This is a genomic window from Mesorhizobium sp. M6A.T.Cr.TU.016.01.1.1 (genome assembly GCF_003952585.1).
In the GTDB taxonomy this organism is placed as follows: Bacteria; Pseudomonadota; Alphaproteobacteria; order Rhizobiales; family Rhizobiaceae; genus Mesorhizobium; species Mesorhizobium mediterraneum.
This window is the reverse complement of record NZ_CP034452.1, coordinates 2,418,444-2,435,005: the sequence shown is the minus strand read 5'-3', so window position 1 is coordinate 2,435,005 and position 16,562 is coordinate 2,418,444. Positions and strand designations below refer to the sequence as shown.

At 62.8% G+C, this 16,562-nt stretch carries 14 protein-coding genes and 2 pseudogenes; 8 read left to right on the top strand and 8 right to left on the bottom strand.

Features of this window, described 5'->3' with window-relative positions; all coding sequences use genetic code 11:
• Window positions 1-159: 159 nt before the first annotated feature.
• The 4 genes from EJ075_RS11585 (at window position 160) to EJ075_RS11570 (ending at window position 5,181) form a co-directional block, all read left to right on the top strand.
• Window positions 160-1,698, top strand: a complete 1,539-nt coding sequence (locus EJ075_RS11585; RefSeq protein WP_126104433.1) for a sugar ABC transporter ATP-binding protein — start codon at window positions 160-162, stop codon at window positions 1,696-1,698.
• Window positions 1,695-2,666: an ABC transporter permease gene (locus EJ075_RS11580; RefSeq protein WP_126104432.1), complete on the top strand. Its 972-nt coding sequence runs from the start codon at window positions 1,695-1,697 to the stop codon at window positions 2,664-2,666. The genes EJ075_RS11585 and EJ075_RS11580 overlap by 4 nt, the downstream gene beginning before the upstream one ends.
• Window positions 2,667-2,834: 168 nt before the next feature.
• The gene (locus EJ075_RS11575) at window positions 2,835-3,965 is read left to right on the top strand and encodes an IS481 family transposase (protein ID WP_126104210.1); all 1,131 of its coding nucleotides are present in this window, start codon (window positions 2,835-2,837) and stop codon (window positions 3,963-3,965) included.
• Between the two features lie 235 nt (window positions 3,966-4,200).
• Window positions 4,201-5,181, top strand: a complete 981-nt coding sequence (locus EJ075_RS11570) for an ABC transporter permease (protein ID WP_126104431.1) — start codon at window positions 4,201-4,203, stop codon at window positions 5,179-5,181.
• Between the two features lie 263 nt (window positions 5,182-5,444).
• On the opposite strand, the gene EJ075_RS11565 is transcribed toward EJ075_RS11570, so the two are convergent.
• Together EJ075_RS11565 and EJ075_RS11560 are read right to left on the bottom strand one after the other, a co-directional pair.
• Window positions 5,445-6,179: a class I SAM-dependent methyltransferase gene (locus EJ075_RS11565; RefSeq protein ID WP_126104430.1), complete on the bottom strand. Its 735-nt coding sequence runs from the start codon at window positions 6,177-6,179 to the stop codon at window positions 5,445-5,447.
• 43 nt (window positions 6,180-6,222) lie between these two features.
• On the bottom strand, window positions 6,223-6,594 hold the full coding sequence (locus EJ075_RS11560) for a DUF1127 domain-containing protein (protein ID WP_126104429.1): 372 nt from the start codon (window positions 6,592-6,594) through the stop codon (window positions 6,223-6,225).
• A 95-nt stretch (window positions 6,595-6,689) separates the two neighbouring features.
• Here EJ075_RS11560 and EJ075_RS11555 point away from each other — a divergent pair, with 95 nt between their 5' ends.
• Window positions 6,690-7,496, top strand: coding sequence for a helix-turn-helix transcriptional regulator (locus EJ075_RS11555; protein WP_126104428.1), 807 nt, complete (start codon window positions 6,690-6,692; stop codon window positions 7,494-7,496).
• A 356-nt stretch (window positions 7,497-7,852) separates the two neighbouring features.
• Here the strand turns inward: EJ075_RS11555 and EJ075_RS11550 are convergent, their stop codons facing one another.
• Both EJ075_RS11550 and EJ075_RS11545 read right to left on the bottom strand, forming a co-directional pair.
• Window positions 7,853-8,287, bottom strand: coding sequence for a peptidylprolyl isomerase (locus EJ075_RS11550; RefSeq protein WP_126104427.1), 435 nt, complete (start codon window positions 8,285-8,287; stop codon window positions 7,853-7,855).
• Between the two features lie 322 nt (window positions 8,288-8,609).
• Window positions 8,610-8,801, bottom strand: a pseudogene (locus EJ075_RS11545) (ATP-binding protein); the annotation flags it as partial.
• Here EJ075_RS11545 and EJ075_RS11540 point away from each other — a divergent pair.
• Window positions 8,797-9,224 (top strand): annotated as a pseudogene (locus tag EJ075_RS11540) (LysR substrate-binding domain-containing protein); the annotation flags it as partial. The pseudogenes EJ075_RS11545 and EJ075_RS11540 overlap by 5 nt on opposite strands.
• Window positions 9,225-9,318: 94 nt before the next feature.
• Here the strand turns inward: EJ075_RS11540 and EJ075_RS11535 are convergent.
• Complete coding sequence (locus EJ075_RS11535) at window positions 9,319-10,236, bottom strand: LysR family transcriptional regulator (RefSeq protein ID WP_126104426.1); 918 nt, start codon at window positions 10,234-10,236, stop codon at window positions 9,319-9,321.
• A 103-nt stretch (window positions 10,237-10,339) separates the two neighbouring features.
• Here EJ075_RS11535 and EJ075_RS11530 point away from each other — a divergent pair, with 103 nt between their 5' ends.
• Window positions 10,340-11,800 (top strand): hypothetical protein, encoded by a 1,461-nt coding sequence (locus EJ075_RS11530; protein WP_206437543.1) that lies wholly within the window; start codon window positions 10,340-10,342, stop codon window positions 11,798-11,800.
• 13 nt (window positions 11,801-11,813) lie between these two features.
• Here the strand turns inward: EJ075_RS11530 and ampH are convergent, their stop codons facing one another.
• From ampH to betI, 3 genes are all read right to left on the bottom strand, one after another.
• Window positions 11,814-12,938, bottom strand: coding sequence for a D-alanyl-D-alanine-carboxypeptidase/endopeptidase AmpH (ampH, locus tag EJ075_RS11525; RefSeq protein WP_245458142.1), 1,125 nt, complete (start codon window positions 12,936-12,938; stop codon window positions 11,814-11,816).
• Window positions 12,939-13,252: 314 nt separating this feature from the next.
• Entirely contained in the window at window positions 13,253-14,752 is a 1,500-nt protein-coding gene (locus tag EJ075_RS11520) for an ATP-binding protein (protein ID WP_126104424.1), read from the bottom strand.
• Window positions 14,753-14,890: 138 nt separating this feature from the next.
• Window positions 14,891-15,511 (bottom strand): transcriptional regulator BetI, encoded by a 621-nt coding sequence (gene betI / locus EJ075_RS11515; protein WP_095485011.1) that lies wholly within the window; start codon window positions 15,509-15,511, stop codon window positions 14,891-14,893.
• Window positions 15,512-15,616: 105 nt separating this feature from the next.
• On the opposite strand from betI, the gene choX reads away from it, so the two are divergent.
• On the top strand, window positions 15,617-16,555 hold the full coding sequence (choX, locus tag EJ075_RS11510; RefSeq protein WP_126104423.1) for a choline ABC transporter substrate-binding protein: 939 nt from the start codon (window positions 15,617-15,619) through the stop codon (window positions 16,553-16,555).
• Window positions 16,556-16,562: the final 7 nt, after the last annotated feature.

Sequence of the window (16,562 nt, the reverse complement as noted above, 5' to 3'; positions counted from 1 at the left end):
TGGGCAGTTGCGGTGTCAGCCCTCGTCTTGCGCCGTTTAAAATTGGCGAAAGCCGAGGTGACAGCCAATCTCCCCCCTTGAGGGGGAGATGTCCGGCAGGACAGAGGGGGCGCCGTAGAGCGCCAGCAAGAGAGTTTCTGAATCGAGAGCAACGCGATTTTGACCACCAATCCCCTCCTGGACGCCACCGGCGTCGTGAAGACCTACGGCGCCGTGGTGGCGCTACGCAACGCGTCGCTGTCGATTCTGCCGGGTGAGGTTCACGCCCTGATGGGCGCCAATGGCGCCGGCAAATCGACGCTCGTAAAAATCCTGACCGGCGCCATCCGCGCCGATGCCGGGCATATCCTGATCCGCGGCGAAGCCCGCGACGTGCGCTCGCCCGCCGATGCGCGCCGCGCCGGCCTGCTTCCCGTCTATCAGGAACCATCGCTCATCCCCGATCTCGACGTCGCCTCCAATCTTCGCCTGACCGGCACGCCGGTCGAGCCGTTCCGCGCCTGGGTGCGCGAGCTCGGCATTCCCGACCTCGATATACGCGACATCGCGCGCGACATCCCGCTGGCCGTGCTGCGCGTGCTCGATCTGGCGCGCGCGCTGGCCGTCGAGCCCGACGTTTTGCTGCTCGACGAGATGACCGCGGCACTGCCGGCTAACCTTGCCGAAAAGGTGCTCGAAGTCGTCCGCCGCCAAGGCGACAGCGGCCGTTCGGTGATCTTCATTTCCCACCGCTTTGTCGAGATATCGGCACTTTGCGACCGTGCCACCGTGCTGCGCGACGGCGAGACCGTCGGCGTCGTCGACATCGAGCCGGGCGTCGAGGAGCGCATCGTCGAGATGATGCTCGGCGCCAGGATCGAGAAAACGCGCGTGGCGGCGCGCCAGGCGAGCCAGGCCGCTTCGCCTAGGGATAGCCGTCCGCGCCTCGGCGTGGCGAACCTTCGTGTCGGCACCAAGCTCAACGACGTCTCGTTCGACCTGGCAAACGGCGAAGTCGCGGGCGTCGTCGCGCTTGAAGGCCAAGGCCAGGACGAGCTCTTCGCCGCCCTCGCCGGCTCCATCCGGCCGTCCGGCGGCACCATCGAAGTGGACGGGATGCCAGTGAAGTTCGCGCATCCGGCGGATGCGATCCGCGCCGGCATCGCCTATGTGCCCGGCGACCGCACCGAAGCTTTGACCATGCAGCGCTCGGTGCGCGAAAACATCGCGCTCCCGTTCAGCGCCGCCTTGCGCAATTGGGGGCCGATCAACATGCGGCAGGAAGGCTCCAGGGTCGTCAGTGCGATCGAGCGTCTGCAGATCGACACGCGCGCCCAGCGCGAGGTGCAGCGCCTGTCCGGTGGCAACCAGCAGAAGGTGACGATCGCCCGCTGGATCGCCGCTGAGGCACAGACCATCCTCTGCTTCGACCCGACGCGCGGCATCGATGTCGGCACCAAGCAGGAGATCTACAAGCTGCTGCGCGAACTCGCCGACCAGGGCAAGTCGGTGCTGTTCTATACATCCGAGCTCGAGGAGGTGCAGCGTGTCTGCGATCGTGTCATCGTCATCTTTGGGGGGCGCGTCGTCGATGTCTTCCCCGTCGAGCTCGCCGACGAGCCGGCACTGATGCGCGCCGCTTACGGCTTGCCGCGCGGCGCCAAGCAGGATGTCGGCATCCTTGCCGATATCCATTCAAGCCCGGTGGCGAAACCGTGAGCCGCCTTATCCGCCGCCAGGGCTGGGTCGCCGGCCTGCTTGTCCTGTTCGTGGTCCTGTTGGTGATCACCAGGCTGATCCAGCCGGGCTATGGCAGCGGCGATTTCGGCTCGCTGGTGCGCGCGGTGCTGCCTTACGCCTTTGCCGTGGCCGCCCAGACAATTGTCGTCATCGCCGGCGGCATCGATCTTTCCGTCGGCGCCATGATGGCGCTGACCAGCGTCACCGCCGCCTCGATGATGGACGGCGCCAGCGAGGAATACGCGCTTTTCGTCGTGCCGTTCGTGCTGGCCATGGGCCTGGTGCTCGGCGCCGTCAACGGCATGCTGATCGTCGTCACCCGCGTGCCCGATATCGTCGTCACGCTGGCCACCCTCTTCGTTCTGCAGGGCGCGGCCCTGCTCGTCCTCGGCGCGCCCGGCGGCGCGGTGGCCGAATGGCTGAGGGCGACCATCATCGGCACCGTCCCGATTCCGAGGCTGCCCGGGATCTCTGCCTGGATACCGAAGGCGCTGGTCCTGCTTGTCGTCTGCCTTTGCATCATCTGGATACCGCTCAAGCGCTCGAAGCTCGGCCTCTCGATCTACGCCATCGGCAGCAGCGAGCTGGCGGCATTTCGCAGCGGCGTGCCCGTCGCGCGCACCAAGATCATCGCCTACGCCCTGTCGGGGCTTTTCGGCGCCATGGGCGGGCTGGCGCTGACTATGAGCACTGGCATCGGCGCCCCCATTCCCGGCCCCTATCTTCTTGCCAGCGTGGCTGCGGTGGTGCTCGGCGGCGTCGCACTTGGCGGCGGCAAGGGCGGACTGCTCGGCCCGATCGTCGCCGTCTTCGTGCTGCGCCTGGTGCGCACCGACCTGACGCTGCTCGCCATCGATCCCAACGTCACGGCAATCATCGAGGGCGCGATCATGGTCGCCGTGGTGATGTTCGGCGCCTTCATCACTATGCGGAGCCGCCAATCATGAGCAATGCCGTGACGCTGGCAGATCGGCATGAGCGTAGCGATCCTTCGCGCCCCCCTCTGTCCTGCCGGACATCTCCCCCTCTTGGGGGTGTTTGGACCGGGGACATCGCGAACAGGTGTGCGAGGACATCGCGAACAGTTTGGCGCGCTTTGCGCTGGGGGGTTCGAGATGCCATTCGAGGACACGAGCGTGCTGAAACGGAAGCTGGAGTTTGTGCGGCTGGCTGCGGCGGAAGGAGCGAATATGAGCGCGTTGTGCCGACGCTTCGGGATCGGCCGGACATGCGCTTACAAGTTGCTCGCGCGTTGGCGGGCTATTGGCGAGGCCGGGCTTTTGGAGCGTTCGCGCCGGCCGCAGTCGAGCCCGACGCGCAGCGCACACGAGATCGAGGCGGCAGCGCTTTCGGTGCGCACGACGCATCCGGCCTGGGGCGGGCGCAAGATCGCCCGGGTGCTGGCGCGCCAGGGGCTGGGCAATCCGGCCGCCTCGACGGTGACTGGCATCCTGCGCCGCAACGGCGTCGAGTTGGGTGCGCTGGGTGGCGGCGCCAAAGCGTTCATCCGCTTCGAGCACGCCGCTCCCAACGACCTGTGGCAGATGGACTTCAAGGGCCATGTGCCGTTGCGCGCCGGGCGGCTGCACCCGTTGACCGTGCTCGACGATCATTCGCGCTTCTCGCTGGTGCTGGAAGCTTGCCCCGACCAAACCACCGAAACTGTCAAAACCCGCCTGATCGCCGCCTTCCGGCGCTACGGCCTGCCGTGGCGCATCGCCACCGACAACGGCCCGCCCTGGGGCGACGGCGGCCGCAACAACTTCACCATGCTCGGCGTCTGGCTGATCGAGAACGGCATAACGATCGGCCATTCCAGACCCTGCCACCCACAGACGCTGGGCAAGGAGGAGCGCTTCCACCGCACGCTCAAGGCCGAGGCGCTGCAGGGGCCGCCCTTCGACAGCCTGCAGGCGGCACAGCGCGCCTTCGATGCCTGGCGTCACATCTACAACGCCGAGCGGCCGCACCAGGCCATTGCGGACGCTGTGCCGCTCGACCGCTATCGGGCTTCGGCGCGCGACTTCGCCGATGCCGTCCAGCCATTCGAATACGCGCCCGGCGACCAGGTCCGCAGAATCCAGCAGAAGGGCACAACTTCGCTGTTCGGACACGCCGTCAAGATCTGCAAGGCGTTTGCCGGCAAGGCCGTCGCCTTCCGCCCTACCGAAACCGACGGCGTCTTCGACGCCTACTTCCGTCATCAGAAAATCCAAACCATCGACCTCAACGCAAGCCAACGATAAGATGGGAAACTGTTCGCGATGTCCTCGCACACTTGTTCGCGATGTCCCCGGTCCAAACAGGGGGGAGATTGGCCGTCGCTACGGTTTTCGCCAATCTCCGAAGGTGCAAGAAGGGCGCCGAGTGTGAAGCTGCCAATCTCCCCCCAAGAGGGGGAGATGTCCGGCAGGACAGAGGGGGGCGCCGTAGAGCGCCATCCTCTCCAGGCCTCGGGCAAAACCAATCGCGAGCAATCTCATGAGCATATCAGCGATCCAACCCGTACCCTTCGGCCGCCGCCTCAAGCGCTTCATGGCCGACCGGCCGCTGATCCCGCTGATCATCTTGCTGATCATCCTGGTGGTGGTCCTGCAGATCCTGCGCCCGGGCATCGTCAACGAGCGCTGGCTCGCCAACACGGTCAAGTTCGCCATCCCGCTGGCAATTCTTGCCGGCTGCCAGACCATGACCATGCTGACCGGCGGCATCGACCTGTCGGTCGGAACCGTGGCGACGATGAGCGCCTTCATCATGGCGACGCAGGTCGTCAATCATGACCCTGCGGTGGCGATCCTCATCGCATTGGTGCCGGCGGTGCTCATCGGTCTGGTCAACGGCATCGGCGTCGGCGTCTTTCGCGTGCACCCGCTGATCATGACGCTCGGCACCAGCCTGATCGGCACCGGCTGCCTGCAGGTCTATCAGCGCACCGTCATCGCATCGGGCGCCAAGATTCCGCCCTTCCTGGCCTGGCTGGGCACCGGCCTCACCTATGGCGTGCCCAATGCGCTGCTGCTGTTCGTGCCCATCGCCGGGCTCATCGTCTTCACCTTGAACCGCACCGGCTTTGGCCGCCTGCTGTACGCAGTCGGCGACAATGAAGGGGCGGCACGCCTGTCCGGCGTCCGCTACTGGCAGGTCATCACTGCGCTCTACGTCATCTCGAGCGTGCTCGCAGGCATCACCGGGCTGCTCTATATCGGCCTGATCAAGGCGCCGTCGCTGTCGCTCGCCGAGCCGCTGGTGCTGCCTTCGGTGGCAGCCGCCGTGATCGGCGGAACCTCTATCTTCGGCGGCCGCGGCGGCTACACCGGCACGATCATCGGGGCGCTGATCCTCACCGTGCTGACAACGCTGCTGACCATCTTGCAGATGCCCGAAGGCGCGCGGCGGATTCTGTTCGGGCTGATCGTGTTGTTCGTGACGGCGGCTTATTTGCGGATTATCGAGGATAGGTAGGGGGAGGCGCTTAAGCCGGGGCTGCTTTTGACCGAAGCAGACTCTCGCAAACGGAGCCGTGCATGAAAGCTTTGCGCCTATGTCGGTCGTTGGGCTGGCTTCAACAGATCCTGAAAGCGGACACGCCAACGATAAAGCCAAGATGCAGGAGATGCTCTCGTTGCCTGCTGCGTGTGAACGGAAGCAGCGGCATGGCGTTGAAAGCGGCCGGCTTCCCATCGACGCGTTGCGGACGAGGGTGATGACGCTTCGCTCCACGCGTCCTAACCTTCAACCTTCTGCCAGACGGAGACATGTTTATCGCTGACCTGCGTGAACAGCTCCTTTTTCCAGCCGCCCCAACGCTCTTTGAGCCTTAAACCAGCCAGTCGCGCCATAAGATCGAATTCAGCTGGCCAGGCATAACGAAACGGTACTGAGAATCGCTCATAGCTTCCGTCACGGAGCCAGATGTGATGGGACGAGAAATTCTGGTTCACCACGTCGTACTCGTCGACGCCCCAATGCGTTTCGCCGTGGTCGAACGCCAGGATCGTCTCGCCGACCGGCAGCCGCTGAAGCGGTGGCACGCCGACCTCAATCAGGAAGTGTCCACCAGGTTCGAGATGCGCGGCTGCGTTCCGGAAGCAGGCGAGCTGAGCGTCCTGCGATGTCAGGTTGTTTATCGTATTGAAAACCAGATAGACGAGTGAGAACCGTCTCGCGACATCCGTCGTTACCATATCGCCGATCGCTACCGAGATCTCCGCGCCTCCTTCTTTAGCGCGAAGGCGAGACACCATCGGCCTCGAAAGCTCGATGCCCTCCACCTGCACCCCTTTCCGCGCGAGAGGAAGTGCGATGCGTCCGGTTCCGATCGCGAATTCCAAGGCGCGCCCGCCTCCTGCGAACTCGGCCAGGAGATCAACGGCCGGCTCAATCACCTCTGGCGCAGAGATGCCTTTATCATCATCGTAGGTCGCAGCGATCTTCTCGTCGAAAAGCCCGTCATCATGCATTCTGTCTGCCTCTCTGGTAACGCTTGTTTCAAAACCGGCGGCGCTATCGCGTTGACCGCGGCTTCGTGGACATCGCATTAATTCGTGAGCCGTCGCGAAAGGGATCAGCTTCCACCCATCCGCTCGGGGCATGGGATTCCCCGCAGGCAAGCGCATCCATGGCCGCGGCCGGTGATCTGTTTCGTCGCTCGTTGGCTGCGACGGTGCCAGTCCAAGCGAACTCGCGAATATCGCGACGCGCAATACCTATGTCCGCCAGATCACGATCCGATAGTCGGTGTAGTGCGTGTTCGGTCTCGCTCCGTTGCCACCAGCCCACAACGACGGAGGCTCCGAACCTCAAAGCTGGTAGCTTCGTCAGAAGGCCGCGGGCAAGGCGATCCGGGATTTCGGCTATTTGGAATTCCAGTGTCATGACTTTCGTCCAAGTTGTGCTGAGTTAATGCCAACCTAGTGAATTGCCGTCAGACGTGTTATCGGCAGTCTGACAAATTATGTCTCTGAGCCGCCATGATTGCCCGCGACAACCTGATCAACGTTCATTTGCCGGAAGACGGGTTCGGAGATTATCCGCATACCGCTGTCGCTCAGGGCGGAGCAGAGCCCGCCGGGCGGACCTACGCTTTTCATACGCACCACCGGGCGCAGCTTTTCCAGATCGTGCGGGGTTCGCTGAGGCTGGAGACCGAGCGGGGTTACTTCATCATCCCGCCCGAACGCGCCGTGTTCGTGCCGTCCGGGGTCCTCCACGAGGTGACCTACCTGCAGGAGACGGAGCGCAGCTATCTCTTTTTCCGCCCCGACGCGGTGGCGAGCCTGTCACCGGAAGTCTCCGTGATCGGTACGACGCGGCTCCTGCGCGAGCTAATCCTGGCGTTTCTGGAAATACCTCGCGCGGACGCGGGCAGCCTCCGCGCCGAACGACTTGTGGCAGTCATTCTCGACCAGCTCCAGACGAGTCCGGTCGCACCGTTGTCTCTCCCGTTGCCGGCATCCGAACGCCTCCGGGACATCGCCGCAGACATGCGGAATGAGCCGGGCGCAGATTGGCCCCTCGATGAGCTTGCGTCACGTGCGGCCATGTCCCCACGTAGCTTCCAGCGTCACTTCCAATCTGAGACAGGGATGAGTTTCCGCGCCTGGCGACAGCAGGCGAAATTGCTGAAATCGGTGGAGTGGCTCGCCGGTGGCCGAAGCGTCGGCGACATCGCTTTCGCACTCGGCTACTCAGGCCCCAGCGCCTTCATCGCGGTTTTTCGGGCGGCCTTCGGTGCCTCTCCCGGAAAATACTTCCAAGACACGCCTCTGGAGCTGTGATTCACCGGATGCCCGGCGCGGCTTACCGCGTAAGTCTGCCTTCTTGGCCTCGCTCTCCAGAACCTGCCAGTCCCCTTCCGGCCCAAATGTAGCCGTTCAACACGCATCATTGGAACGTCTGCTTGTGGCGCTACCTGTGCATTCCGGAACGAGAAATTCGAAGGCTGGCCGCTGACATCCATTGAGCGGCCGGAAAGTCGCATTAGATGCAGTGTCGAACCTTACGAATGTCGGCACGGTTTTGGCGATCGCCTAAGCGCGGAAAGCAGAGCGGCAGGTGGCACAAACCGCCGAAACCTCCGGCGGAAGTCCGTCACCCGAAATCATAGCCACCACGGCCTTGGCCGCATGGATACCTACGCCGCCTGAACGATCTCGACCAGTTCAACGTCGAACACCAGATCCTTTCCGGCTAGCGGATGATTGCCGTCGAGCTTGACGCTGGCGTCGTCGACGCCGACGACCGTCACCTGCATGGGGCGCCCTTCGGTGGTTCTGGCCTGCAATCGAGTACCGATATCGACATTGATGTTGTCCGGCACCCTGGCGCGGTCGACGGTCATGACCGCTTCGGGGCGGTGGGGGCCATAAGCGGCGTCGGCGGGAATGGTGACGGTGCTTTTCGCGCCGACCTCCATGCCCTCGACATGGGTCTCAAGGCCGGGGATCACTTGCCCTTCACCGAGCTTGAATTGCAGCGGTTCGCTGCCGGAAGAATCGAATTGAGTGCCGTCGGCTAGACGTCCAGTATAATTGATGCGCACGGTGTCGCCATTCTTGGCCTGTGTCATGGCAGTCATCCTTTGGGAGTTTTTGAGGGACCGGCCAGAGTTCACGGGTCCCGTTTTCGATCATTCACGCACTAAGGTGCGCGGCGCGAAACTCTAAAACTAGGGACTTGGCGGCCGATGTAAACCCACATTGCCGATTGAGCCACCTGCGTTAAAGACAGGTCGCGAAGACAGACTGGGATCTGTTCGCCAAGGGCGGGCATTTTTCGAGCATGTCGTGGCGACAGAGATTGCGAAGACTCTGATCGACCACCCACCCGGGCGGCTTTTAGCGCTTTGCTGATGTTGAGCCACGTCAGCTTTCGCCCAAACCGCATCAGCCTCACACCGCCAAGCTCCCCTGCTCCACCTCCGCGGCACCGGGATCCCCCGGTGCCGTCGCCCAGGCCAATTCCACCAGCGTCACCGTCCGCCGGCCAACCCCATCAAGCTGGCACACGATCAGCCCCTGCTCCTCGATATAGGTCAAGAGCCGCCGGGCGCGGCGCAGCGAGTGCGAGCCATAGGCGCGGGCGTTTCTCCGCGACCGCCTGGTCGTCGTGGCGAGCCCGAATGTTCCTCGCACGACCGGTGGACGCGCCGCTCCTGCCGTTGGACGCGGCGCAGGCGATCGGCAAACATGGCACGTGAAGACACCCGGTGGCCGGTCAACAATTAGAATCGAGCCGGTCCTCGCTTTGTCAACGCTCATCATGGTCCGGGATGCGGTGCGAGCCGGCGTCGGTGCAAGACGTCTTCCCATTTCGTTGGTGAGCCACGGCTTGGCTGACGGCACACTGGTAAATTGGGGGATATCGACGGCCCCGAGATCGCTCTCTGGACGCTCTACCCATCTCGGCGGCTGCTCAGCGCGCGGGTGTCGGCGTGCTTGGACTTTCTAAAACAAGCCTTCCCAAATGGAACGCCGGACGAACTAGCCGCCTATATTGGCAGGTGATGACCGAAACCGCTTTCGGGCGCAGAAAGTCCTATGCAACAAAAAACAACGAAAGCTGAGAAGCGCTTTGCCAGCGTCATGGATAAGCCCCACGTCACATGCCAGCCTGTTTAGCAAAATGTTCTGGAACTATGCCTGTCGTCTCGCGCACGATATCGAGGAATGCCTTTAGCACAGGCGAAGGCTGTTCGCGCCGATAGATGATAGACGTATCGATCGACAGGTTTCGGCCCCGAATAGGTCGATAGACCACGCCGGATCGCTGCAGATTCTCGAGACAGGCAGGCAGCAGCGAGACGCCAAGCCCAACGGATACAAGTCCGATGATCGTTTGCTTGGGCGTTGCTTCCCGCACGATCCTCGGGCTGAAGCCGGATGAACGGCACAGCCCGACAATCTCGTCATAGAGGGACGGATTGATGCTGCGCGGGAACTGGATCAGCGCTTCCTGAGCCAAGTCAGCCAGCGCGATCTCGGTCTCTGAGGCTAACCAATGTGTTTCCGGCAAGGCCACGATCAGTGGCTCAACCAATATGCTTTCGGCTCGAAGAGCCTTGTGAACGACGGGAGGATGGACAAAGCCAATGTCGAGCTGCCGTTCGGCTACCAGTTTTATCTGATTGGGAATGCGCAGATCGGTCAGGCTCAACTCGACCTCGGGATAGTGTTCGGTGAACCGCTGAACGACAGCTGGCACCACGCTGTAGATGGCGGCATCGATAAATCCGACTGACAGATGGCCGGTTTCGCCGCGACCGGCTTTGCGGGCAAGCTCGACGGCTTGCCCTGTCTGATGAAGGACTGCTCTCGCCTCATCGAGAAACACCCGGCCGGCCTCGGTCAGTTCGACCTTGCGTTTTGTGCGCTCCAGCAGGCGCACGCCTATCACCTGTTCCAGTTGCTGGATCTGCTTGGTGAGAGGGGGTTGGGAGATATGCAGGCGCGCTGCGGCGCGCCCGAAATGCAACTCTTCGGCGACAGCCACGAAGGACTGCATCAGCTTGTGATCCATCTCTTAATTTCCAGAATCGAATTAATCGCTCTCCAATCAATATTGGACAGAAAATATTGAAAATCGCAAAGCTTAGACAGTCACAAATCTGGGAGATGTGCTCTTGAGGAATGCCGAGATTTCCCGCCGCCAGATGTTGAAGGTTCCACTTGTTGGTGCGGCGATTGCCACCGCATCTCAATCCGGTCTTGTCTGTGAGGCGCTTGCACAGCCAGTTCCTGCTGCCTCGCCGGCGCCCCCTGGCGCCTTCGCCCATCATGTCGAAGCAATCGGCTATACCGATCTCGATCATCGCCCTGCCTTCAAGATGGCGATCCGGCACGTCGGCGAGCGCTGGTATCTTTATACCGGACACTTCTGGCACTCTGGCTGGAGCATCGTCGACGTGACCAATCCGGCGAAGCCTGAGGTCGTCAAGTTCGTGCCCTATCCGGGCACGAACACCTGGACGCTGCAGATCGATTTGTCCGGCGACACGATGGTGACGGCCCTCGAAAAACCTTTCGCGAATTTCGGCGGTGACCCCGACGCGGCTTTTGGCGAAGGGGTCCTGATCTGGGATATCGCTGATCCCGTCAATCCGAAACAACTCGGTCATTACCGGACCGGAGGCAACGGCACGCACCGCAACCTCTATCCCGGCGGGCGTTATGTTCATCTTGCCGCCGGCATGCCCGGTTACAAGGGTAACATCTACGTCATTCTCGATATCTCGGACCGCTCCAATCCACGCGAGGCCAGACGCTGGTGGGTGCCGGGCCAGCACGAGGCCGGCGGGGAGAGCTTCCCATCGGCCGAAGCCGTAGCAGGATCACAGGAGGCGTCGGACCGCTACCGGCTACGACTGCGGCCGCAATGCATGTGCGGCGCCTTCTGCGCCAGCACGGGCGAGGACATATCGCTGCATGGCCCGCCCTACGTCGTCGGCGATCTTGTCTATCTGCCTTATGGTGCGGCTGGGATCATCGTGCTCGACATCAGTGACGTCTCGCAGCCGAAGCAGATCAGCAGCCTGAGCTTCAGTCCGCCCTTCCATTCCCGTTTCGGTGTGCACGGCGTGCTGCCGATACCCGAACGGGGCATCGCCTTCGCCAATTCGGAGAACGTCACTTATGGACGCGGCCCTATGCATCACGCGTCGATCGTCGATATTTCCGATCCTGCCGAACCGTTCTTGCTGTCGCTGTTGCCGGAGCCCGTGCCGCCCGAAGGCGCTCCCTATTCGGACTTCACCACGCGCGGCGGCTGGCGCGGGCCGCACAACATCAACCACCACCAACATCATCCCGACGTCGAGAAACAGGGCGATTTGTTCTACATCGCGCATTTCAACGCCGGGCTCAGAATTTACGACGTTTCGAACACACGGCTCCCGCGTGAGGTCGGCTATTTCATTCCACCGGAACCCACCCGGCGCTACGGGCCAATGCCTGAGGATAAGCTGGTGCTGCAGACCGAGGATGTCGTCGTGGATCGTCGCGGCTTCATCTACATCAGCGACAAGAACCAGGGCCTCTGGATACTCCGCTATACCGGCCCAAAGCCGGAGGGGGCCGCGCCATGAAGCAGCGCGAAAATCAGCGTGGAGCGATCTCTGCGACGAGATCGTTCGTCGTCTTGACCCCAGCCATGAAGCCGGCGGCATTGAATTCGTTCATGACGAAGAAAGCGCCGACGCCGCGTGTCGGTGCAATCGCAACATAGAGAAACATCCCTTGCAGGCCGCCGCTCTTCTGGAGGATGAGCGGGCGATGCTCGTTGGGGAGCATGATGACCCATCCGAGACCCATGGCGTCCATCGGGCCGCCGTCATCCAGCCCCACCACCGACGCGAGCCCGTCCCGGTACAAAAAAGCCGCGTGGTTCAAAAGCCGCAACTCGGCGTCGGCCGCGGAAGGCTTGTTGTCCACATGCCAGTTCATCCAGCGCAGCAGATCGTCCGCGGTCGAGTACAATCCACCGGCGCACTCCATGGCTGTGCTCGTCGGCACGATGGGCAGGGGGCTGCCGCCGAAGTTATGGCCCTGCATCAGGCGCGGCTCGTCCGCCGGTCTTGGGTTGAAAACCGTGTCTTTCATGCCGAGTGGATCGAGGACACGCTCCCGCAGGACCTCGGCATAGGGCTTTCCAGAGACATTCGCGAGCGCCGCCCCGAGGAGGTCGTATCCGAAGTTCGAATAGAGAACGGCGGTGCCCGGCGCGAATAGCAGCGGATTGTCCTTGAGGGCGGCAATCTGCGCCTCTTTGGTGTTCGTCGAGAAGGGGTCGGAGGGGGGCGCCTCGGCCACTGGCACCTCCCGCGGAAGGCCGGAAGCTTGCGCGACGAGATCGATCAGGCGGAGGGCGCGGCCATCCTTCTCAGGGAGCGTGACGTCCCAGCCAAGGCGATCCTGCAGCCGGTCGGTGAGCTGTACCTTGCCGTCGATCGCCAGCGAGGAAAGCACGCTGCCGCAGAACACTTTGCTCACGGACGCGATGCGGAACATTGTGTCGCCGTCCGGCACTTTTTCACTCCCGTCGGCAATCTTGCCGAAACCGGCCAAGGCCGTCTCGCCGTTGCGCACGGCGCCGAAGATCAGGCCAGGCACCTCGGTGGAGAGATACAGGATCGTGCCGTTGAACTGCACCGCTTCTGTCAGCAGTCTGTCCTCGGCATGTCCATAAGAGGGAACGGCTGCGATTGCCGTCAAAGCGACGGCCATAAGTCGGCGCGATCGAGACAAACGCATTGCCGAAATCCTTTGATAAAGCTGCAGAATAAAATCTTCGGAAAAAGGGCCGCCGCGTAGTATCTTACCATCTCTCCAGAAGCAGGAGATGTCAACAGAATGAACCGAAGGGGTAATCGGCGGCGGCAGCGTAGTTTCGGCAGATATTTGCGCTACAGTCCTGCCGTATTTCTTGTACTTCGTCAGTTGATCGGGGCTGAGTCTCTAAAAGACTCGCCGCTGTACCTACCGCTTGGTCATACATCGCCTTGACGCGTGGCATTCCCCTTGCACGCTAGACCACCCCCTCACACAGCCAAGCTCCCCTGCTCCGCTTCCGCGGCACCGGGATCCCCCGGTGCCGTCGCCCAGGCCAATTCCACCAGCGTCACCGTCCGCCGGCCAACCCCGTCAAGCTGGCAGACGATCAGCCCCTGCTCCTCGATATAGGTCAGCAGGCGCCGGGCGCGGCGCAGCGAGTGCGAGCCATAGGCGCGGGCGATCGCCGCGTCGCTCGGGCAGGGCCAGCCCTCCTTCGCGGCGCGGGCGATCATCATGAACACGCCTTGCATGTCCTCGGGCAGCAGCGAGGCGCGCACCGAGACATCCTGCCACGCATCATCCCCTGCCATGTCGGAGCCCAGCCCGGCGCGGGCGCGCGTCAGCATGCGGCGGAAGGCGGGCAGGTCCGGCACAACCGAGGCGAGACCCTCGATCCGGCAGCGGACCACGAATTCCTGGTAAAGCACGCCGATGACACGGAAGCCCGCATCGGGTTGCGCCAGCACGGCGCGCAGGACACGGTCCACGCGCTCCCGCCGCTCCGCCAAATCCTCGGCGCTGATCGGCGGCTCCACCGGTTCGGGGCGGATTTCCAGCGCCGCCGATTTCGCCGCCATCAGCTGATCGAGCAGGTCCGGCGACGACCGGCGCTGCGGCCGGACAGTTTCCGGCGGCGGGGCTGCCAGGATGATCGCGCGGGCATCCTCCAACGCCGATTCCGGCAGCGGCATCAGGCGCGGGGTGCCATTGCGCGGGCTTGTGTCGGTCGGGCCGATGCGCAGCCCCAGCGGACGGCGCGACAGCGCCGGGCCCAGCGCCATGAATTGCCCGCGCTCCAGGTCGCGAAAAGCCTCCGCCTGTCGCCGCTCCATGCCGAGAAGGTCGGCGGCGCGCGCCATGTCGATATCGAGAAAAGTTCGACCCATGAGGAAATTGGAAGCCTCGGCGGCGACGTTCTTGGCGAGCTTGGCCAGTCGCTGGGTGGCGATGATGCCGGCAAGCCCGCGTTTGCGGCCACGGCACATCAGATTAGTCATGGCGCCGAGCGAGAGTTTGCGCGCCTCGTCCGACACCTCGCCCGCCACGGCCGGTGCGAACAGCTGCGCCTCGTCCACCACCACCAGCATCGGATACCAGTGGTCGCGGGCGACCTCGAAAAGCCCGCCGAGGAAGGCGGCGGCGCGGCGCATCTGGTTCTCGGCGTCGAGCCCCTCGAGATTGAGCACCGTGGAGACGCGGTGGATGCGCGCGCGCTCGCCGGCGCTCTGCAGGCCGCGCTCGGTATGCTCCTCGGCATCGATCACCAGATGACCGAAACGGTCGCCCAGCGACACGAAGTCGCCTTCGGGGTCGATGATGGTCTGCTGCACCCAGGGCGCGCTCTGCTCCAGCAGCCGGCGCAGCAGATGCGATTTGCCGGAGCCCGAATTGCCCTGCACCAAAAGGCGGGTCGCCAGCAGCTCCTCAAGATCCAGCGCCGCCGGGGCGCCTGCGGTCGTGTGGCCCATCTCGATCGCAACGGTCATGTCTCGACTCTCCTTGGGGAGAGGGCTTATCAACCGCATCGCGGCCCGTCGAGCGCGCATGGCCGACCGCTCGCTGTTGCGCACAAGCTGGACGAATGCGGATGGAGCGCAACCATCAGGCGCCGGCTAGCTGGCCTTCTAGGCGCCAACCGATGCAGGCCGCGTGGCCGGCGGCAATTCAGCGCTTGCCAGTCGCGCGGCGACATAGTCCTTGACTTGGCGCAGTGCATAGTCGCGCGAAACGCTGCCGGGTTGCAGGCCAAGCCGCAGCCATAGCCCGTCGATCAGCGTGGTGATGCCGAAAGCGATATCGTTTGCGTCAGCTTCGACAACAAGGCCACGCAGGCCGGACAGCAAATTCGACCGCATACGGCTGTGGATCACGCGCTGAATGCGTTTCAATTTTTCGTCGCGCGGCACCTCCGCGCATAGCGAGAGCCACGCATGACAAAGCGACGGCTGGAAGAAATGCGGCTCGAAATTGCCGTCGATTACAGCGTCGAGCCTTTCCATAGGCGTATGCGCGCCTTTCAGCCGTGCCACCACCGCATCCCGCAGCACCAGATTCGACTCGCGCATCGCGTGTTCGAACAGCTCTCGCTTATCCCTAAAATAATGCAGGACGATGCCCTTCGACGCGCCGGCCTGCGCCGCGACCTTCTCGATCGTCGCCCCGGCTATGCCTTCCCGCTGAAGCACGGCGAATGCTGCCTGGCGCAGCTCCTTGCGGCGGATGTCGCTGAGGCGAGTGAGTTTCATGATTGTTCCCGATGCAAAAGCACATTGACATTCCAGTCCGCCGAGATCAACAATTGACCGGTGGGACAATAATCAGACTAAATGGTCAACACGGGAGATATCACAATGCTTCGCACCTTTCTTCTCAGCATGCCCCTGTGTGCTCTGGCGCTTGCGCCGCAGGTGAGCCAGGCCGCGGAACCGGAACAATGCAGAACCGTCCGGATGGCCGAGCCTGGCTGGAACGATCTCGCCTTCACCACCGGTGTCGCCTCCGTCCTGTTCGACGCCCTCGGCTACAAGCCGCAGAGCACCCTGCTTGGCATAGACGTCATCTATGCCGCTCTGAAGAACAATGATCTCGACGTCTTCCTCGGCTATTGGGACCCGGCCATGGTCGCCAATTTTGGCCCGTACAAGCAGGATGGCTCGGTCGAGACTGTGCGCATCAATCTCGAAGGCGCCAAATACACATTTGCCGTTCCAACCTATGTCTGGGAAGCAGGCGTCAAGGACGTGGCCGACCTCAAGAAGTTCGCCGACAAATTCGGAAACAAGATGTACGGCATCGAACCTGGATCGAACCAGTTGATGATGGACGCCATCGCCGATCCGAGCCTGGGTCTGAACGGATGGGAAGTCGTCGAGTCGAGCGAAGCCGGCATGTTGTCGGAGGTCGGATATCGGATAAAGGAAAAGAATTTTGTCGTCTTTCAGGGGTGGGCGCCGCATCCGATGAACACGATGTACGACTTCAAATATCTGACCGGCGGCGACAAATTCTACGGGCCCAATTTTGGCGCGGCGACCGTCAGCACCCAGGTGCGCAAGGGCTATCTGGAAGCCTGTCGGAACGCAGCGCAGCTCTTGAAGAACCTCAGCTTCGACATCGAATTCGAGAATACCGGCATGGGCTACCTGATCAATGACGGCATGGCGCCGCTCGATGCCGCCCAGAAGGCAATTTCGGAAAATGAGGGAAGGCTCGACGCCTGGCTGCAAGGCGTTACCACCTTCGACGGCAAGCCGGCACTCGATGCCGTGAAGGCAAAGCTCGGCCTGTGAACTCAGT